The organism is Shouchella shacheensis (assembly GCF_001484965.1).
GTDB classification, from domain to species: domain Bacteria; phylum Bacillota; class Bacilli; order Bacillales; family Bacillaceae_D; genus Shouchella; species Shouchella shacheensis.
In genome coordinates this window covers 1-18,104 of sequence record NZ_LLYY01000036.1, presented here as the reverse complement: position 1 = coordinate 18,104, position 18,104 = coordinate 1, and the positions used below count along the sequence as shown (strand labels likewise).

General features: G+C 48.1%; 20 protein-coding genes. 14 read left to right on the top strand and 6 right to left on the bottom strand.

All coding sequences use genetic code 11. From position 1 onward, the window contains the following. Nucleotides 1-70 precede the first annotated feature (70 nt). From AVZ68_RS17420 to dapF, 3 genes are all read left to right on the top strand, one after another. Nucleotides 71-307 (top strand): YuzB family protein, encoded by a 237-nt coding sequence (locus AVZ68_RS17420; RefSeq protein WP_059105857.1) that lies wholly within the window; start codon nt 71-73, stop codon nt 305-307. 216 nt (nt 308-523) lie between these two features. Beyond that, a complete protein-coding gene (locus AVZ68_RS17415) occupies nt 524-763 on the top strand; it encodes a hypothetical protein (protein WP_059105856.1) in 240 nt (79 codons plus the stop codon). Nucleotides 764-791: 28 nt separating this feature from the next. Continuing rightward, on the top strand, nt 792-1,619 hold the full coding sequence (gene dapF, locus AVZ68_RS17410) for a diaminopimelate epimerase (RefSeq protein ID WP_059105885.1): 828 nt from the start codon (nt 792-794) through the stop codon (nt 1,617-1,619). Between the two features lie 93 nt (nt 1,620-1,712). Here the strand turns inward: dapF and mqnE are convergent, their stop codons facing one another. Beyond that, nucleotides 1,713-2,807: an aminofutalosine synthase MqnE gene (gene mqnE / locus AVZ68_RS17405; RefSeq protein ID WP_059105855.1), complete on the bottom strand. Its 1,095-nt coding sequence runs from the start codon at nt 2,805-2,807 to the stop codon at nt 1,713-1,715. Nucleotides 2,808-3,074: 267 nt separating this feature from the next. Between mqnE and AVZ68_RS17400 the strand changes: the two genes are divergently transcribed. From AVZ68_RS17400 to AVZ68_RS17375, 6 genes are all read left to right on the top strand, one after another. Further along, nucleotides 3,075-3,260, top strand: a complete 186-nt coding sequence (locus tag AVZ68_RS17400) for an aspartyl-phosphate phosphatase Spo0E family protein (RefSeq protein WP_059105854.1) — start codon at nt 3,075-3,077, stop codon at nt 3,258-3,260. 56 nt (nt 3,261-3,316) lie between these two features. Then, a complete protein-coding gene (locus AVZ68_RS17395) occupies nt 3,317-3,670 on the top strand; it encodes a HesB/IscA family protein (RefSeq protein ID WP_082676761.1) in 354 nt (117 codons plus the stop codon). 219 nt (nt 3,671-3,889) lie between these two features. After that, complete coding sequence (locus AVZ68_RS17390; RefSeq protein WP_059105852.1) at nt 3,890-5,614, top strand: PTS mannitol transporter subunit IIBC; 1,725 nt, start codon at nt 3,890-3,892, stop codon at nt 5,612-5,614. Between the two features lie 18 nt (nt 5,615-5,632). Next, the gene (locus AVZ68_RS17385; protein WP_059105851.1) at nt 5,633-7,711 is read left to right on the top strand and encodes a BglG family transcription antiterminator; all 2,079 of its coding nucleotides are present in this window, start codon (nt 5,633-5,635) and stop codon (nt 7,709-7,711) included. Then, entirely contained in the window at nt 7,708-8,142 is a 435-nt protein-coding gene (locus AVZ68_RS17380; protein ID WP_059105850.1) for a PTS mannitol transporter subunit IIA, read from the top strand. Before AVZ68_RS17385 ends, AVZ68_RS17380 begins: the two co-directional genes overlap by 4 nt. Continuing rightward, nucleotides 8,142-9,278 (top strand): mannitol-1-phosphate 5-dehydrogenase, encoded by a 1,137-nt coding sequence (locus tag AVZ68_RS17375; RefSeq protein ID WP_059105849.1) that lies wholly within the window; start codon nt 8,142-8,144, stop codon nt 9,276-9,278. Before AVZ68_RS17380 ends, AVZ68_RS17375 begins: the two co-directional genes overlap by 1 nt. A gap of 166 nt (nt 9,279-9,444) precedes the next feature. On the opposite strand, the gene AVZ68_RS17370 is transcribed toward AVZ68_RS17375, so the two are convergent. After that, a complete protein-coding gene (locus tag AVZ68_RS17370) occupies nt 9,445-10,437 on the bottom strand; it encodes an NAD(P)/FAD-dependent oxidoreductase (protein WP_059105848.1) in 993 nt (330 codons plus the stop codon). A gap of 255 nt (nt 10,438-10,692) precedes the next feature. Here AVZ68_RS17370 and AVZ68_RS17365 point away from each other — a divergent pair, with 255 nt between their 5' ends. The 3 genes from AVZ68_RS17365 to spsC all read left to right on the top strand — a co-directional run bounded on the left by AVZ68_RS17365 (nt 10,693) and on the right by spsC (nt 13,634). Further along, on the top strand, nt 10,693-11,895 hold the full coding sequence (locus tag AVZ68_RS17365; RefSeq protein WP_059105847.1) for an NAD(P)/FAD-dependent oxidoreductase: 1,203 nt from the start codon (nt 10,693-10,695) through the stop codon (nt 11,893-11,895). A 377-nt stretch (nt 11,896-12,272) separates the two neighbouring features. Next, nucleotides 12,273-12,590, top strand: coding sequence for a YuiB family protein (locus AVZ68_RS17360; RefSeq protein WP_059105846.1), 318 nt, complete (start codon nt 12,273-12,275; stop codon nt 12,588-12,590). A 393-nt stretch (nt 12,591-12,983) separates the two neighbouring features. Continuing rightward, a complete protein-coding gene (gene spsC / locus AVZ68_RS17355) occupies nt 12,984-13,634 on the top strand; it encodes a stationary phase survival protein SpsC (protein WP_059105884.1) in 651 nt (216 codons plus the stop codon). A 70-nt stretch (nt 13,635-13,704) separates the two neighbouring features. Here the strand turns inward: spsC and AVZ68_RS17350 are convergent, their stop codons facing one another. Beyond that, on the bottom strand, nt 13,705-14,172 hold the full coding sequence (locus tag AVZ68_RS17350) for a divergent PAP2 family protein (protein WP_059105845.1): 468 nt from the start codon (nt 14,170-14,172) through the stop codon (nt 13,705-13,707). A gap of 183 nt (nt 14,173-14,355) precedes the next feature. Here AVZ68_RS17350 and AVZ68_RS17345 point away from each other — a divergent pair, with 183 nt between their 5' ends. Together AVZ68_RS17345 and AVZ68_RS17340 are read left to right on the top strand one after the other, a co-directional pair. After that, a complete protein-coding gene (locus AVZ68_RS17345; RefSeq protein WP_059105844.1) occupies nt 14,356-15,849 on the top strand; it encodes a leucyl aminopeptidase in 1,494 nt (497 codons plus the stop codon). A gap of 137 nt (nt 15,850-15,986) precedes the next feature. Beyond that, nucleotides 15,987-16,268, top strand: a complete 282-nt coding sequence (locus tag AVZ68_RS17340; protein WP_059105843.1) for a hypothetical protein — start codon at nt 15,987-15,989, stop codon at nt 16,266-16,268. Between the two features lie 218 nt (nt 16,269-16,486). Here the strand turns inward: AVZ68_RS17340 and AVZ68_RS17330 are convergent, their stop codons facing one another. The 3 genes from AVZ68_RS17330 to AVZ68_RS17320 form a co-directional block, all read right to left on the bottom strand. Continuing rightward, the gene (locus AVZ68_RS17330) at nt 16,487-16,759 is read right to left on the bottom strand and encodes an HU family DNA-binding protein (RefSeq protein WP_059105841.1); all 273 of its coding nucleotides are present in this window, start codon (nt 16,757-16,759) and stop codon (nt 16,487-16,489) included. Between the two features lie 67 nt (nt 16,760-16,826). Next, nucleotides 16,827-17,657 carry a YihY/virulence factor BrkB family protein gene (locus tag AVZ68_RS17325; protein ID WP_059105840.1) on the bottom strand — a complete coding sequence of 277 codons (831 nt, stop codon included), beginning with the start codon at nt 17,655-17,657 and terminating at the stop codon, nt 16,827-16,829. Nucleotides 17,658-17,819: 162 nt separating this feature from the next. Next, nucleotides 17,820-18,104 (bottom strand): RNA-guided endonuclease InsQ/TnpB family protein (locus tag AVZ68_RS17320; RefSeq protein ID WP_157404699.1); only part of this gene is annotated, 285 nt, incomplete at its 5' end.

The following is an 18,104-nucleotide window of genomic DNA, read 5'->3' as shown; positions in this document are numbered from 1 at the left end:
CCGAAGCAGTGCTTGTCATTGACAAAAGCTCTTCGGTCAGAGTAGCATATGGCTTATGAGGTGAGGCCATGTGAGACCCATTATTGAGTTTTGCTTAAGCAATTTGGCAAGTGGTTCACATGAGGCGATGGAAGAGCTTGAAAAGGACCCGAACCTTGATATTATCGAGTACGGATGCTTGAATCATTGCGGAACATGTGCCCTTGATCACTTTGCTCTTGTAAATGGTGACTATGTTTCGGGCGAGACTCCAGAGGAGCTCGTCACGAACATTTATCAATATTTAGAAGAAAATCCGATGTTCTAATCGGGTGCGAGGCTGCCAAAAAGGCTCGGGTTCTTAGCGTTCACCCGCCCTTTGTGGTGGCTTTTTTTCTAGCTCTGACGCCCCCTTCGCTCGAGGTTTCTTCACGCCGCCAAATCAAGCCAAAACCGGGATTGATCCTGCTGTGGTTCCAGAAGTTGTCGCTCGTGAGCAGGGCGCTACGCTTTTCGGATGATTACTCTAGAAGGAGTTGAGTAAGTGGACGTTCTTCCGTTTTCTCATACATGGCCATATGATGTGCAAGGCAAAGATATTTATTTTGAATCCTGTCCGTTCTGTGGAACAGACCATGTGTTAACGCACATGAAAATGCGTGATTTAAAGCTCGCTAAAGAGCATCGAAAAGTCAATCTCGTCATGCCTTGCTGCCATGAGGTGATGACGATTCTTGAAGCGGACAATGATTACATGTGGGCCAATCGGCCACTAAGAAGGTGAGAGGAAGGAAACGGTGAAATTTACAAAAATGCATGGGCTCGGCAATAGCTACATTTATGTTGATTTGTTCCAGGAGACAGTGCAGGAGGAGAGCTTAAGTGAACTAGCCATAGCCGTTGCCGATAAAAACCGTGGCATTGGCGGAGATGGAATGATTTTGATTGGTCCTTCTATGCAGGCGGCTGTGAAAATGCGCGTGTTCAATAACGATGGGTCGGAAGCAAAGAACTGCGGGAACGGCCTGCGCTGTGTGGCGAAGTATGCCTACGAGAAGGGTTACGTCAACAAAAAAACGTTCCAGATTGAGACGCTCGGTGGGCTTGTGGAAGCAACGGTTCACCCTACGGAAGAACAAGTGCCGATGGTGACCATCAACATGGGTCAGCCGGTGCTCGCGCGCCAGGAGATTCCAATGACGGGGGAGAACTTAAGCCATGTGATTGGTGAGCATGTGAGTTTGCCAGGTGGAAACGTTGCGCTCACCGCGTTGTCCATGGGGAACCCCCATGCGGTGATGTTTGTCGACGATATCGAGAAAGCGCCTGTTGAGACGATCGGGCCGGAATTGGAAAAGCATGAACGGTTTCCTGAATGGGTAAATGTGGAATTCGTCGAGGTCGTGAGCCGTGATGAGATGCATTTCCGCGTGTGGGAACGCGGCTCTGGCATCACACAGGCTTGCGGGACAGGGGCCTGTGCGGCCGTTGTGGCAGGAGTGCTAAATGGATACGTTGACCGCGATAAGCCTGTCGTTGTTCATCTGCTCGGCGGCGATTTAACGATTGCTTGGCAGGAAAATGGCGATGTGCTTATGAGCGGTGCGGCAGAGACCATTTGCACAGGAGATTATCTGTAAGAAATCGAGCAAGCAATGGTCCCTAGAGGGGACGATTGCTTTTTTTTGGGTGCTAAAAAAGAACGACAGACATCTGTCGTTCTTGAATCAATGTTAATACTCTTTGATGATGTTATAAAATGTATCGCGTTCAACGGGTGTTTTGCCAGCGCTTTTGATCATGTGAATCAGTTCCTTCCGCGTAATCCCGGCGGAAGTGAGGGCGCCAACTGAGTGGGAAATGCGCTCTTCAATTAACGTGCCGTGGATGTCGCTTGAACCAAAGGTAAGCGCCATTTGCGTCAGCTGCACGCCGATGTTAATCCAGTACGCTTTAATGTGATCAAAATTGTCAAGCATCAAACGGCTAACAGCGATCGTGCGCATGTCATCATACGCGGACGTGCGGCGATTGAGTCCGGCTTTAACATTTTTTGGCTGCATCGCAAGCGGGATGAAGACCATAAAGCCATTGGTACGATCTTGCAGTTCACGAACACGTTCCATATGAATGAGTCGTTCTTCTTTAGACTCAACAGAACCATAGAGCATGGTAGAGTGTGTACGGAGCCCAAGGTTATGAGCGGTCTCATGCGCCTCAAGCCACTCATATGTCGAAGCCTTCTCAGGGCTCATAATCGCACGGTAACGCTCCGTTAAAATTTCGGCACCTCCACCGGTTAAGGTGGAAAGTCCAGCCTCCATCAATGTTTGAATGACTTCTTTCATTGAAATGCCAGCAAGGCGAGAAAAGAATTCAATTTCCGCGCCCGTGTATGCTTTCACTGTTACTTGTGGGTAATGTTTTTTCAACGTTTTGACGGTGTTGACGTAATAGTCAAAACCGACTTCGTTGTTGTGGCCCCCAACGATGTGAAATTCACGAATATTGTCGTTCCACCGTTCAGCGACATAGTTTAAAAGTGCTTCCTCATCCATTGTGTACGCGCCTTCGTCACCAGGCTTGCGTTTAAATCCGCAAAATCCACAGTTGGCTTCGCAGACGTTTGTAGGGTTAATGTATAAGTTTTCAATAAAATACACGTTATGTCCGTTTTTTCGTTCGTTCACTACGTTCGCTAACTGGGCGACGCCAAGTAAGTCGGGGGTTTCATAGAGCTTCAACCCATCTTCAACCGTCAAGCGCTCACCGTTTAGTACCTTAACTTTAATGTCTTCAAGCTTCGTGTCCGCAAGTAATACACTCATCTTCATGCTCCTTCCTTGTTGCTGATTCAAATCATTCATCTATTTGCTGTACGTATGTTATTAGCCTATACGCTATTATACTACTAGAAAAACATGTTGCATAGGAGAGTGTCAAAGGAATTTCGTTTGACGAAAAATAAGGCAATGTTTCAAGTGGAAAACAAAGCAATTAAAGTTTCGTGACAGTTGTACATACAGGTTGCAACCAATTCCCCATATTTATAAACTGGAGGACATGCTGGAAATGAGCGAAAGGGAGCGGTAAGGATGAGCAAAGCGTACCAGGCGTGTAAACAAAAGATGGAGCGGGTACGTGAACAGATGGTACAAGCAGCCTCTCTCCATGGACTCAATCATCCCCTTGTACAAACATACAGCGAAGAACTAGATCGTCTGCACAACTGTCTGCTTGCGATGGAATGGGAAAAAGACCGATTGAAGCAGGGTACTTGAGTCCTGGTTAGAATGAGCGTATACTGTAAGCAAACCATATGCTAGGAGGAATTGCCATGATTACTTTAACAGATGCAGCAGTCAGCCAGATTAAAGACATGGAGGCTGAGGAAGGCGAAGAAGGCCTTAAGCTTCGAGTTGGTGTCAAAGGTGGCGGATGCTCAGGTCTCTCCTATGGGATGGGGTTTGACACGGAAAAGAACGAAGACGACCTTGAAATTGAAGTCAACGGTTTAAATGTGCTCATAGATGGAGAAAGTCAGCCGATTGTTAAAGGACTGGTCATTGATTATAAGCAAAACATGATGGGTGGCGGGTTTACCATCGACAACCCAAACGCCATCGCTTCTTGTGGCTGTGGAACGTCCTTCCGTACGGCGGCAAACGTGGGCACGCCGGAGGATTGCTAACGGGTAGGCAGTGATGTTGAACGCGGATAGAGTTAATAACGGACCTTCTTGACGTAAAACCAACGTTAAGAGGGTCTTTTTTATGTAGAGAGTGGATAGGCTGCTTTAATTTTGTCGCAAAGACCATGACGAAAATGCATTTTCCTTTCATTGCCGGGCAAACTAGCAGCGCCTTAAGATAGACATACACACATTTTATCAAAAGGAGCTGTTTGGCTGATGGCCAAAGAAAAGAAGAGCATTCGCTCTCGCGTGCAGAAGTTTGGAAGTCATTTAAGCGGGATGATTATGCCGAACATTGGTGCATTCATTGCCTGGGGAATGCTTACAGCGATTGCTGTGCCTTCAGAGATAGAGCTATTTACTGCATTTGTTGATCCAATGGTTCTGTATTTACTGCCGTTGCTCATTGCCTTTTCGGGTGGGCGGATGATTCACGATTTTCGTGGCGGGGTCGTTGGGGCTACTGCTGCCATGGGCGTGATCGTTGCCGCGGATATTCCAATGTTTATTGGCGCGATGATTATGGGCCCTTTAGGCGGTTGGTTGATTAAGAAATTCGACCAAGCTGTGGAGGGGAAGGTGAAACAAGGATTTGAGATGCTCGTCAACAATTTCTCCGCGGGAATTTTAGGAGCCCTTTTAGCGTTGTTTGGTTCCCTTGCGATTGGCCCTCTCGTGACTGTGTTTACGGAGATTCTCGAAGCAGGTGTACAACTGATGGTGAACTGGGGGGCGCTCCCGCTTGTCAGCATTTTTATAGAACCAGGAAAAGTCTTGTTCCTAAACAATGCCATTAACCATGGAATTATTAGTCCCATTGCTAGTGGTCAGATTGCAGAACAAGGGAAGTCCATTCTGTTCCTTCTTGAAGCCAATCCTGGTCCAGGGTTTGGAATTCTATTAGCCTATATGGTTTTTGGAAAAGGGGCATCGAGAGCTTCCTCTTACGGGGCGGGTTTGATTCACTTTGTAGGAGGGATCCATGAGATCTACTTCCCTTATGTTCTAATGAAACCAATGCTAATTATCGCAGCGATTCTCGGCGGGATGAGCGGGATCTTCACACTTGCGCTATTTGATGCAGGTCTTGTCAGCGTGCCCTCTCCTGGAAGTATTATATCGATCTTGCTTCTAACAGCTACAGATAGTTATCTCGGTGTCATTCTTAGTGTGCTGATGGCAACGACGGTGTCCTTCATTGTTGCTTCCCTCATTATGAAGCTAGATCGTAGGGGAGATAGTGAAGACATCGCCGAGGCTACCGAAAAAATGCAGTCGATGAAAGGCAAGAGGACCAGCGTTGCCTCGAATTCTGCTGGCGCTACGGAGAAAACGTCAAGCTATGCCGACGTTTCCAAGATCATCTTTGCTTGTGATGCGGGAATGGGCTCCAGTGCGATGGGTGCTTCAATCATGAAAGACCGTGTGAAGAAAGCAGAGATTCACGATGTTAATGTCTCGAACACGTCTATCAGCAATATCCCTGATGATACTGACTTGATTATTACCCATAAAGATTTAACGGATCGTGCCAAGCAGAAGAAACCAGAGGCGATTCATGTCTCCGTTGACAATTTTATGAACAGCCCCCGTTATAACGAGATTATTGAAGGACTAAAGGGGAATGAAGAGAAAGCAGGGGCCGTGACAGAAGCGAGACCCGAGAATATCGATACGATTGTTTTCGCTTGTGACGCAGGAATGGGTTCCAGTGCAATGGGGGCCTCTCTGTTAAAAGACAAGTTGAAGAAAGCGGAAATTGCGGACATTCACGTTTCGAACACAGCGATTAACAGCTTGCCTGAGGGTGCGGACATCATCATTACGCACAAGGACTTAACAGACCGTGCGAAAGAAAAGCGGCCGGATGCAGAACACATTTCGGTGGAAAACTTCTTAAACAGTCCTAAGTATAATGAACTAATCAATCGCTTGAAGTAAACGGAGGGAGGGGTGACGGTGCACATCTCAGCGAGAGAGCGTCTCATTCTACTTGCGCTCTTTGAGAGTGATGAAGGCCTGACGCTTTCGGAGCTGGCAACATCGGTTGCTGTCAGCCCCCGCACCATTCAGCGAGACTTGAAAGGTTTGAAAAAAATCGCAGCAAGCTACGGTTTGATGTTGAAACGAGATCAACGAGATCAATGGCGGGTAAACGGCCCCTTGCATAAACAGGATCAACTGGAGAATGTGTTGCGTTATGCGCATCCGGCTGATTTTACACCGGAGGAGCGTCAGAGCTTGTTAATTGCGACGTTGTTGGATAACCGTGAACCGATAAAGCTATTTGCGTTAGCCAAAGAGTTGAACGTGACCCAGGCTACAGTAAGCAATGATCTTAGCAAAGTGGTGGAGTGGCTCGAGCTGTTCGGCTTGCAGCTTGTACGCAAGCGCGGATACGGGGTTAAGATCGTTGGCTCAGAAACGAATCTACGCCGAGCAATGAGCAGGATCATCGCCGATAACGTAAATGAGGGGACCTTTTACCAAACGGTCTACGCCTCGACTGAAAAAGAGCTGGAACATGAGATCGCCAGTCGTCTATTACACTTCGTTGACATCCACACGATTCGCCTTGTGGTGAAAACGGTCGAGCCGTTGAAGCCACAAATGCTTGGACCAATGGCCGATCAGTCTTATATTGGCCTGATTGTACACCTTACGTTAGCAATTGAGCGGATTCGGCAAGGGGAACGGATCCAAATGGACACCAGCCAGTTGGAAGCTCTGGAGCATGAAGAGGCCTATCCAGTAGCGGTAGAGCTAGGCAAGAAGCTAGAGCGGGTGTTTGCCATTTCCATCCCACCTGCGGAGATCGGCTACATTGTCATGCATCTTCGCGGAGCCAAGAGCGCAGAGGCGAGACCTTTGCACTTTGAGGAATCAAATGCGGAACTCGTCGGCCGAATTAAGAAGATGATCGCCGGCGTTGAGGAAGAGCTGGAAGTAGTCCTGGATGACCCGACGCTGTTGCAAGGGTTGCTTGCCCATTTAAAGCCTGCGCTCTATCGACTTCGTCAGGAAATGAAAATCACCAATCCATTACTGGACAGAATCCGAAAGGACTACCAGTCATTGTTTGCAAGTGTTGGGAAACAAGTTCAAAAAGCCTTTGCCCCTCTCCTTGTTCCAGATGAGGAGGTGGCCTATATTGCCCTGCACTTTGGAGCCGTGTTGGAACGACGCAGGGAGTCCGGCTCTTTCTCTGCGCTTGTTGTTTGCTCGAGCGGGATAGGGTCGGCGAGAATGCTCGCGAGTCGGATAGAACAGGAGTTTCCGGAAATTACTAAGGTTACGAACGTGTCACTGTTTGAAATGGATCGCTATCGGCTTGAGGATTACGATTTATTGCTCTCAACCGTTCGGCTTGAACAAAACAAGCAGGCTCTCCATGTAAGTCCAGTGTTAACGACAGAGGAAGTGAGTCGAGTTCGCACTTTTATTGATTCGCTCAAGCCGAGAGAAAAAGGGAGTCGAGCGTACAATTCGGAGATAAAACGGACGGGTCCTTCTACCTTCGTACATGTAACTTCGGTCAGCAAAGCGATCTACGACGTACTCACCTCGTTCATGATAGAAGAAGCAGCAACCGTGCGCGAGGGTGTACAGAAATGTTTGGCGGATCTAGAAAAAAGAGGTCACATTCTGCAAGCGGAAGCTGTGTATCAGGCGCTTCTAAAGCGGGAGACACTAGGAGGACTGGCAATCCCCGAAACCGAGCTCGCCCTTTTTCATACACGCACGACTGATGTGCAAACGCCTGTAATTCGCATCATAAATCTCAATCAATGGGAATTCGTCTCCTCGATGGGCTCTGAGGAGGAGAGGGTGCGGCGGATCATTGTGATGCTCGCTCCAGAGGAAACAGGGGAGCAAGCACTTGCGTTTATGAGTTATGTGAGCATGCTGCTCGTCGGCTCAAGGGAACAAACATCTCTTTTTGAAACCGGCTCAGAGCAAGAGGTCTACGGATTTTTAGAACAGAAATGCCGCGACTATATCGTCGCGCTTATACAAGAAGGAGTGGAATCTATATGAGTTCAATTTTAAAAGCAGCCAATATTCGACTATCGGCAACAGCATCTTCGAAGAAAGAAGCCATAACAGAAGCAGGCGAACTACTCGCGGAACAAGGCTATATTACCGAAACCTACATTGACAAAATGCACGCCCGTGAAGAGGTGACGTCCACGTACATGGGCAATCTCCTCGCCATTCCGCACGGGACAGAGGATGCGCGCGAAGAGGTGCTAGAGTCTGGATTGTCTGTACTTTTATATGACCATCTAATCGATTGGGGCGGAGAAGAGGTTCGCCTTGTGATCGGAATCGCCGGAAAAGGAGACGAGCACCTCGCTATTCTTTCCAAGATTGCGATCGCCTGCTCAGAACAGGAAAACGTTGAAAAGCTCCTGCGAGCGAAATCAGAAGATGAGGTTCTTGACTTCTTCTCAGAGGTGAACGCGTAATGAAGGCTGTTCATTTTGGGGCTGGGAATATCGGACGCGGGTTCATCGGTGCCCTTCTTTCGGAGGCCGGTTATTCGGTGACTTTTGTCGATATCAAAGCGGACGTGATTGATGCGCTGAACGAACGAGGAAAATACGAAGTCACAGTCGCTGGGGAAAAGAAAAAGACGAAGAAGGTAAAAAATGTGCGAGGTCTCAACAGCGCTGAGGACGAAGAAGGTGTTCTCGCCGCACTGAAGGAGGCAGACATTGTCACAACAGCCGTTGGTCCGACCCTTCTAAAGGGGATCGCCCCAACGATTGCCAAAGGCTTGGCTGAGCGTACAGGGAGCAAGGAAGTGAATGTCATCGCCTGTGAAAATGCGATCCGCGCGACTTCAGGTTTAAAAAAAGAGATTCTAGCTGCTCTTTCTGATGAAGAAGCGAGCCGTTTAGAACCATTTGTTGGATTCGCCGATGCCGCTGTGGATCGAATTGTACCCAATGTCGCTTCAAGCGATATCCTAGCAGTCACCGTCGAACCGTTCTTTGAGTGGGTGGTCGAAGGACCTGCACTTAAAGGAGAGCTAAGGGTGAAAGAAGCGCTAGTGGTGGATGATCTCGATCCGTACATCGCACGAAAGTTGTTCACCGTGAACACTGGACATGCTGTGGTTGCCTATGCCGGCCATCATGCTGGGTATAGAACGATTAGAGAAGCACTGCATGATGATGAGATCAAGCATCTGATGCGCGGAAGCTTAACGGAAACAAAAGCAATGCTTGTTGATGAATACGGAATCGACGGCGATGAGCACGAATCGTATATCGACAAAACGATCACTCGGTTTCAAAATCCACATGTAGAGGATTTAATTGATCGTGTCGGGCGCGGTCCGATCCGCAAACTCGGCGCTAATGAGCGACTCGTTAAGCCTGCGCGCGTACTCTGTGAAAAAGACGAGTATCCGCAAGCGCTTGTACAGTCGATCTACAATGCCCTTGATTTTGCCGTTGAAGGGGACGAAGAAAGTGAGAAGCTCCAAGAAATGGTGCGTGATCGTGGATACGGACCAACACTTGCTTCAATTGCGGATCTAGATGAGGATCATCGGTTAGTGGTGAAAGTTGAAGAGCTAGCAAAGAGGTTTGCATAGAGGGGTGGCGATCGGCCATTCCTTTTTTTATTGTCTAGCTCCGGCGGGTAGAAAGCACCAAGATTTTTCGCCCTGACAACATAATCCAAGTGCGGGATTTCTTTTGTCAGGTCTCCAAAATTCGGTATGCACAAAAAAACCGCGCACTCTTCGTACGCGGCCAAAATTAAAATAGACTTGTACTATGTCCCGGGAAGACGCGGGCTTTAGGGTCAACATATACCTTCGAATTGTTAACGGCGGTTGGGGCTTCCCCAAAACCGGTAGCGATCAATTTGACTTTACCTTCATAGGTGCTGACATCGCCGGCGGCATAGACGCCCGGAATATTCGTCTCCATCTTAGAATTAACGGTAATGGCATTCTTGTGAATGTCGAGCCCCCATTCCTTGATGGGACCTAGGGAGGAAACGAACCCGAAATTGACGACGACTTCATCAACGTCGAGCTTCTTGGTCGTCTCGCCCTTGACTTCTTGGAACGTTACGGAGGAAATCGCATCGCCGTCTCCTTCAAGCTCTACAGTTTGATAAGGCGTCAGTGTTTGCACGCTTGATTTCTTCAAAAGTTCAACGCTGTGTTCATGGGCACGAAACTGGTCGCGGCGGTGAACGAGCGTTACCTCTTTGGCAATTGGCTCAAGCATAAGCGCCCAGTCGACAGCTGAGTCGCCGCCGCCAATGACCGCTACTCGTTTGCCGGTGAAGGCTGTTAAATCTCGAATGAAGTAATGCAAGTTCTTCTCTTCATACTCTGCTGCGTTATCAAGCTGAAGCTTCCTTGGCGCAAAAGCTCCTGCTCCTGCTGTAATAAGAACGGCTTTTGTTGTGTGCGTGGCTTTGTCCGATGCCAAAGTGATGGTGCCATCGTCTGCTTTTTCTAGCAACTGAACCGCTTCTTCCAGCACAATTTCAGGGTTAAATTGCTGGGCTTGTACAGTAAGTTGATCGACGAGGTCCTGGGCCTTCACTTTCGGAAAGCCTGCGACGTCGTAAATGTATTTATCAGGGTAAAGCGCAGAAAGCTGCCCCCCAAGCTGTGGCATGCTTTCAATGACTTTCACCTTCATTTGCCGCATGCCTGCATAAAAGGCTGCGAACAACCCTGCAGGTCCGCCGCCAATAATCGTTAAATCAAATGGCTCTGTTGTTTCAGGCAAAGTTCCTGCACCTCCGTGTCGAAATTGAGATTCTTTCTCATTATACATGTCACGCCCTAGAAACACAAAGTTTGTATGAAAAAGGTGATCTTTTGTTGCTGAAAGAGTTGATCTTTGTTTGAAAAACGAATATCATGGAATAGGTGAGATTGTGTCGTTTTTTCGAATAATAACGTGTAAGATTTTTTTACAATTAAACGTGAAAAAGATCACAAAGAATCGTTAGTGTAAAATTACAAGATGGAAGTGATAAGGATGAACAAAGCGAAAATTGTCATTGCCGGCGCTGGGTACGGGGGCATGAACGCCGCAGTTACTCTTTCTAAGAAGCTAGGCGCAAATGATGCTAGCATCACGCTCGTGAATAAACATGATTACCATTACCAAACCACATGGTTGCACGAGCCAGCGGCTGGGTCCATGGAGCCCGACCGTGCGCGCGTGAAAATCTCAAGTCTTCTTAATACAAACCGCGTCAACTTTGTAGAAGACGAGGTTGTGGAAGTGAAGAAAGAGGACAAGAAGATAATTCTGAAAAACGGTGAGTTGGACTATGACTATCTTGTCGTTGCTTTGGGTGCGACTGCTGAAACGTTTGGCATTCCTGGGGTCCACGAACACGCATTTACCAAGTGGACACTTGATGGCGCGCGCCAAGTGAAGGAACATATTGAACTGAAATTTGCTGATTATAATAACGTTCTGGACAGGACGGAAGGAGTGCTCACGTTTGTTGTTGCAGGGGCTGGGTTCACGGGCATTGAATTCATTGGCGAATTGTCGGAGCGCGCTCCCGAGCTCTGCAAGCGTTATGACGTCCCGCGTGAGGCCGTGCGTATGTATGTGGTTGAAGCGGCACCAAGTGCACTTCCTGGTTTTGACCCCGAACTTGTGGAGTATGGCATGAACCTCCTTGAAAGCCGTGGGGTTGAGTTCAAAATCAATACACCGATTAAAGAAGTTACAGCTTCTGGTGTGATTGTCGGCGAAGGCGAAGAAATTAATGCGGACACGATTGTTTGGGCTACAGGCGTGCGCGGAAATCCAGTGATTGAGAAGTCTGGGTTTGAAGCGAACCGTGGTCGGGTGAAAGTCGAGCCTGATTTGCGAGCACCTGGTCATGATGACGTCTTTATTATCGGTGACTGTGCGTTGATCATTAATGAAGAAGCGAACCGCCCGTACCCGCCGACCGCACAAATAGCGACACAAATGGCGAAGACGACAGCGAAAAATATTGAGTCACTTCTTAAAGGCTCAAGCAATCTTGAAGCATTTAAGTTTAATAATCAAGGAACAGTTGCTTCGCTTGGAGGCAAGGAAGCCATCGGCGTGGTCGGTTCGAGGAAAATCTACGGTGGGACAGCAAGCTTTATGAAGAAAATGATTGATAACAAAGCGTTACTCACGGTTGGCGGGCCTATGCTTGCCTTGAAAAAAGGAAAGTTTCCTCTATAAAACAAGCTATGAGCAGCGGTCGCTAAGCGGCCGCTGCTTTCTCTAGCTCCGGCGGGGAGAAGCTCGAGATTTTCAGCCCTGCACCGACACACAAAAACTAGGATTGCTAGTGAAGGCCTTCCAACATCTGTGCTTTTATTCGACCCGCCTCCGCTTTTCAAGATCCAGCTGCGGCGCCCACTCGCTCGAGGTTTCTTCACGCCGCCAGATCAAGCCAAGACCGGGCTTGATCCTGCCGTCGTTCCAGAACTTGTCGCTCGTGAGCAGGGCTCCTCCGCTTTTTAGGTTTCTTTGACGAAAAACGCACACTGTTTTAAAGGAGTTGACGGGGAAAGCGCTTTTTCGTACAATAACGGTTGATAGAAGGAGCGTGTAACATGAATATCGTTCAGTTTGTTATCTCAATCTTGCTGTTTCTCGTTTTGTTTTTTGGGATTGGCTTCTTATTAAATATGGTTTTGCGTGCCACGTGGGTGATGGCTTTTATTTATCCGATTATTATTCTGTTCATTGTGAATGACGTGCCTTACGGTGAGTTTTTCACAAATCCGGGGCCTGCGTTCTCAAGCCTTGGCGAAAGTCTCCGCTCGCTTCATCCTGTAGATGTCGTGGTGCTCCTGAGTGGATTTACTGGAGCAATTGTTTCCGGCGTCGTGATGAAGATGCTGCGCAGGGCAGGGTATCAAATGTTTTAACAGACGTGCCAGACCTTTGAGGAGGTCTGGTTTTTAACATAGGGGCAAAATCATCCGCCTCCGCTTTTCAAGATCCAGCTGCGGCGGGTAAAAGCTCGAGATTTTTCAGTCCTGACGCGAAATCCAAACCCGGGATTTCTTTGTCAGGACTTCCAAAATTCTCGCTTCTGTTCGACCCGCCTCCGCTTTTCCTGATCCAGCTGCGGCGCCCACTCGCTCGAGGTTTCTTCACGCCGCCAGATCAAGCCAAGACCGGGCTTGATTCTGCCGTCGCTCCAGAACTTGTCGCTCGTGAGCAGGGCGCCTCCGCTTTTCACTCTTTAATGAATAAACCTTCCAGGACTGGAGATGCTCTAGGTAGAGGAGTGTGGTCCTGTGAAAGGAAATCTAGACATGCGGGTGTTGGCTCGTCGCTCGTTTATGACAGTCTTGGTGATTGTCGCTCTTGTCGCAACACTGCATGTGTTTACCAACATTGGCTTGAAAGAGCTCGATCTTGCTAGCGATCCACCAAAGTATGTGGAGAAGGCTAAAAAGGAAACCAATTTAACACAAAAAGAAATTCCGGCAACTCCTTTAGACATGGGAGGTACAGAGGTGGATCAATCCCCCAACCTTGAGGAGGCCATCGATGTAACGAGGTATCCAGCAGAAACGGTTGTGGCCACTGGTTATACAGCCGGAGCGGAGTCGACAGGTAAAGTGCCTGGAGACGAAGCGTATGGCATTACATACTCTGGGTTAGAGGTAAGACGAGACCTCTATTCAACGATTGCCGCTGATCCCTCTGTTTACCCAATCGGAACCGTTCTTTTTGTGCCAGGTTACGGATACGGCGTCGTTGCCGATACGGGTTCTGCCATTAAAGGAAATAAAATTGATTTGTTCTATGATACGGTGGATGACGTCTATGAGCACTGGGGCATACAGGAGTTGGATGTGTATGTCATCAAGCGTGGCGATGGGCATATTACGAAGGAAGAGCTCGATGCTCTTAATGAAGATGAGGCACAGCAAGTCTTTCGTCAGCAAATTTTAGATTAAGAGCGCGGGACATCAAAAGAAGTCCTGCAATAAAAACACTCCCCTCTGCAAACTGGAGGGGAGTGTTTGGCTATGCAACGATCGCGTGGAACGCAAGCGCCAGGACAATGCCAAGCAAGGCGCCGAAAAAGACTTCAATGGGCTGGTGCCCAAGGAGCTCCTTTAGCTTTTGTTCGTTCTCTTTTTTTGGCCATGTTTTGACTTCATCGACAAGGCGGTTAAAATCCGTTACAAGCTGATTCAAGACGGTGGCATGGTACCCTGCGTGGCGACGAACGCCCGTAGCGTCAAACATGACAATTACACCAAGAACAGCGGAGACGGCGAAGATGGAAGAATCCAGTCCGTGCTCAAGCGCCACGCCGGTGGAGACAGCCGTCACCGCGGCGGAATGAGAGCTTGGCATCCCTCCTGTGCTCGTGAAGAGCGACCAGTTGAGTTTACGAGTCGCAAAGAAAGCGAGCGGAATTTTAATAAATTGAGCAACCAATATGGCGAGGAGTGCCGACCATAGAGGGAAGTTATAAAGGATGTCCATGTTCTCGCCTTCTTCCTAAAAGTATAGCAATAAGGGAAGCATACGCTTACCGATCACGTGTGGAATGAATGTATAGTATATCATACGTCCAGAAAACATTCATTTCTTGACGGGTGGAAAGGTACGAATCACTGAAGAGAAAGATCGTATGATATACTTAAAGAAAAGGAAGGAGTTGGAATCATGTTTAAGTGGAGCAAAGAGTGGCAGGCATCAGCGGAGAATGACGCGCTGATTGTCGGTCTTTGGAAAAAACAGTCGTTTGAAGGCTTATCGAACGCGCTTGATGAAGCACTTGCAGGAGGGCTGTCTACGCTTAAGGAAAATCAGCAGTTGCCAACCAAAGAAGGGGAATGGACCTCTTTCTTTTCCCTCGGACACGTGAACACGAGCGAAATTTATGTGGTGTATCTTGGTGATGGGAAGGAATTCGATGTCCACGAGCTGCGCGAGGCTGCTGGGAAACTAGGCCTTGCCCTGAAAGGTAAGAAAGTGAGAAGCGTTGGAATTTTCCTTGATAGCTTCACAGGGGATGAGGTCGACCTTTCGGAAGCGGCGTTTACATGGGGCGAAGCGATCGCGATGACTACGTATGAAAAGCTTGATTACAAGGAAAAAAAGAACGAAACTAGAAAATCATTACAAGAGGTCCATTTTTACGCAGAGGAAGGGGCGGAGTCACTCACATCGGATGCAGGAAGTGGATATACATATGGAAAAGGGACAAACGCGGCTCGCCGTCTCGTCAACATCCCTGGCAATATGATGACGCCAACGGATCTCGCTCATGAGGCGAGTGAGCTTGCTGCCACGTACAACTTTGAGTTAGACATCCTTGAGCGCGCCGATATGGAACGTCTTGGGATGGGCGCGCTTCTTGGCGTGGCCGAGGGCAGTGACCAACCTCCGAAGATGATCGTTCTTCGCTATCAAGGCAAGAAAACGTGGGAGGATGTAACCGCGCTTGTTGGGAAAGGACTTACGTTTGACTCGGGCGGCTATTCGCTGAAACCAGGAGCAAATATGCACGAGATGAAAGGGGATATGGGTGGATCGGCAGCCGTGCTTGGCGCAATGGCGATCATTGGTGAAGAAAAGCCGGCAGCCAATGTGCTTGCTGTGATCCCATCCAGTGAGAACCTCATTAACGGTTCCGCGATGAAGCCCGGCGATGTGCTCCGTTCGCTAAGTGGCAAGACCATCGAAGTCCGTAACACTGATGCGGAAGGGCGTCTGATTCTTGCGGATGGAATTACGTACGCAAAGCAGCTGGGCGCAGAACGCATCATTGATGTCGCCACGCTGACAGGGGCTTGTGTAGTGGCCCTCGGTCACGAGACGACCGGGGCAGTGAGCAACAATGATGCCCTCATGGCAGACGTGAGTGTGGCGAGTGAAAAAACAGGAGAACCGGTATGGCGCTTCCCTACAGGAAAGGCATACGAAAAGCTTGTGAGATCAAGCGATGTCGCGGATTTGAACAACGCCCCTGGCCGTCCAGCTGGAAGCATTACCGCTGGATTATTCCTAGCCGCTTTTGCTGAAGATACGCCATGGGTTCATCTTGACATTGCTGGTACATCCTGGTTGAACAAAAGCACCAATCTAGGACCGGCTGGCGCGACAGGCGTCATGGCCCGTACGCTCGCTCGCTACGCTTGTGGGCTCGAGAAGTAAATTCTTTTTTTGCGTGGTGGTCCCTTGTTGTGCGTTGCTTCTCATTATATAATAGCGATACACATGTCCTCCCGAGAGTCTGTTAATCGTAAACCCAATAGACATATGTACCATAAATAATGGGGAAGGAGAACGAAATGATTGATACTGCCTATGTGGAGATAAAGTGCGCAAGAGAAATTTATGCACTTACCCGCAAGTACCGTGTTTTTATCAACGATCATTTTGTAGGAGCGCTTAAACGCAGGCAAGTGATGACGATTGAAGTACCCGCAGGAACGCACACTCTTTTTGCGACCAATGACGGCATCAACACAGAACCGCTTGAGCTTTGTGTGAAATCGGGCGAAAAACTGACGTACTTGCTAAAGGGATCACGGAAGAAATCGATAACGTTTACGGAAATACCAGCAATGTGAAGTGTCCGCTACGAGGTGTGGTACCTTGTGGCGGCTTTTTAATGGACGGGCACTTAATACGCCAAAAGCTCTGGATTTAAGGGGTAGGTTGGATCTAGGGTTGATGAAGACTGAACCTTTTAAGGTAGCGGGTCTGCGTCAAAGCGCGCAAAAAGCCGGTGCAAAGAATAATTTTACACCGGCTTTCCAGGTTAAGAAAAACGCTGGATTGCCTGTTATTATTTAACGGCATCTTTTAATTGTTTGCCCGCTTTAAACGCAGGGGTTTTCGTTGCAGCTATGTCGATCTCTTCACCTGTCTGCGGATTACGGCCTTTACGTGCCGCACGCTCACGAACTTCAAAATTGCCAAACCCGATGAGTTGCACGGTTTCGCCTTTTTCTAGCGATTCAGTAATGAGGTCAAACATCGTATTCACGGCTTGCGTCGCATCTTTTTTGGAGAGTTGCGTACGCTCGGCCAGTGCATTGATCAATTCCGTTTTGTTCATCGTCTGTGTCACTCCTCTAGTAAGCGTTAAGTAAGTTCTGATACCATCATGCCCATTGGATGTGGTTTTATACCTTTTTCTTTTCTGTTTTTCTCATATGCCGCAGCGTCGCGTTGATTTCGGCCCCAACAATGAGGATGATGCCTGTAATAAAGAACCAAAGCATGAGAATGATGACACCGGCAATACTTCCGTATGTACTTGCATAGTTGCCATAGTTGCTAACGTACAGCGAAAACAAAAAAGAGATGGCCAGCCAGCCAAATGTTGCGAATAAGGCTCCGACAAACCCGTCCTTAAACTGCACCTTCTTGTTCGGTGAAATCCAGTATAAAAACATGAGTGTGACAATCATAATCGCTGCTCCGATCACCCAACGGAGATTGTTTAATAAGCCGCCAAGCTCCGGCGGGATAAACAAGTACTCTTCCAGAAATGAGAGAATCACTTGTCCAAAAACAGGAAGGACGAGTGTGATTACGACTAAAAGTACCATGCCAATCGTTAAAATGATGGACGTTCCTCTTAGTTTAAGAAAGTGACGGGTTTCCTCAATATTATAGGCACGGTTCACGGCGCGAATGAAGGCATTGATGCCGTTGGAAGCGGACCAGAGCGTGCCGAGAATGCCAATGGTAAAAAGAGCGCCTTGAGGTTCGCCAACGGTATCGAGGACGATCTGAGTAAAGGTTTCCCCAACCTCGCCAGGGAAGTAGTCATTAATCAGCACATAGACTTCGTCGTAGTCAATATCGACAAAGGAGACAATCGCAAGAACGAAAATCATCAGTGGAAAGATGGCAAGCATAAAGTAATAGGCGAGCGTTGCAGCTAGGTCTGGGATTGGGTCTGTTTTCAGTTGATGAAACAATTTCTTAAAGAAATCTGTGTTGAACATAGTTATCCGTTGCCAAAAACTTATAAAAATCTATAAGCATTGTTTCGTTCCTGTTTCTCCGTGTCCGATTTCGCTGGATTGCTACTCTCGTTTGCTATAACACTCCACAGGCGTAAATTCGGGTACAACGAACCCTACATAGGAGTAGTGTCTTGGTAGTGACTAGGCTGCTCCTGTTCCAAACGTAGCTAAATTTAAAGCCGCGTTCATATCTCGGTCTATTTTTAGCCCACACTCGCAGTTGTAGATTCTGTCGGATAACTTCAAGTTCTTGTTGATCTCTCCGCACGAACTACATGTTTTCGAGGATGGATAAAACCGATCCACTTTAACGAACTCAATTCCAGTCTTCTCACACTTGTATTCCATCTGTCTGAGAAATTCGTTGAACTTTTGCCGGGATATCGCTTTAGCTAAGTGACGATTCTTCATCATTCCGCTCACATT

Bases quoted from the DNA above. Each gene is read 5' to 3' on its own strand.
- dapF (WP_059105885.1), top strand. From the start codon at position 792: ATGCATGGGCTCGGCAATAGCTACATTTATGTTGATTTGTTCCAGGAG.
- mqnE (WP_059105855.1), bottom strand. From the start codon at position 2,807: ATGAGTGTATTACTTGCGGACACGAAGCTTGAAGACATTAAAGTTAAG.
- AVZ68_RS17400 (WP_059105854.1), top strand. From the start codon at position 3,075: ATGAGCAAAGCGTACCAGGCGTGTAAACAAAAGATGGAGCGGGTACGT.
- AVZ68_RS17395 (WP_082676761.1), top strand. From the start codon at position 3,317: ATGATTACTTTAACAGATGCAGCAGTCAGCCAGATTAAAGACATGGAG.
- AVZ68_RS17390 (WP_059105852.1), top strand. From the start codon at position 3,890: ATGGCCAAAGAAAAGAAGAGCATTCGCTCTCGCGTGCAGAAGTTTGGA.
- AVZ68_RS17380 (WP_059105850.1), top strand. From the start codon at position 7,708: ATGAGTTCAATTTTAAAAGCAGCCAATATTCGACTATCGGCAACAGCA.
- AVZ68_RS17375 (WP_059105849.1), top strand. From the start codon at position 8,142: ATGAAGGCTGTTCATTTTGGGGCTGGGAATATCGGACGCGGGTTCATC.
- AVZ68_RS17365 (WP_059105847.1), top strand. From the start codon at position 10,693: ATGAACAAAGCGAAAATTGTCATTGCCGGCGCTGGGTACGGGGGCATG.
- AVZ68_RS17360 (WP_059105846.1), top strand. From the start codon at position 12,273: ATGAATATCGTTCAGTTTGTTATCTCAATCTTGCTGTTTCTCGTTTTG.
- spsC (WP_059105884.1), top strand. From the start codon at position 12,984: ATGCGGGTGTTGGCTCGTCGCTCGTTTATGACAGTCTTGGTGATTGTC.
- AVZ68_RS17350 (WP_059105845.1), bottom strand. From the start codon at position 14,172: ATGGACATCCTTTATAACTTCCCTCTATGGTCGGCACTCCTCGCCATA.
- AVZ68_RS17345 (WP_059105844.1), top strand. From the start codon at position 14,356: ATGTTTAAGTGGAGCAAAGAGTGGCAGGCATCAGCGGAGAATGACGCG.
- AVZ68_RS17340 (WP_059105843.1), top strand. From the start codon at position 15,987: ATGATTGATACTGCCTATGTGGAGATAAAGTGCGCAAGAGAAATTTAT.
- AVZ68_RS17330 (WP_059105841.1), bottom strand. From the start codon at position 16,759: ATGAACAAAACGGAATTGATCAATGCACTGGCCGAGCGTACGCAACTC.
- AVZ68_RS17325 (WP_059105840.1), bottom strand. From the start codon at position 17,657: ATGTTCAACACAGATTTCTTTAAGAAATTGTTTCATCAACTGAAAACA.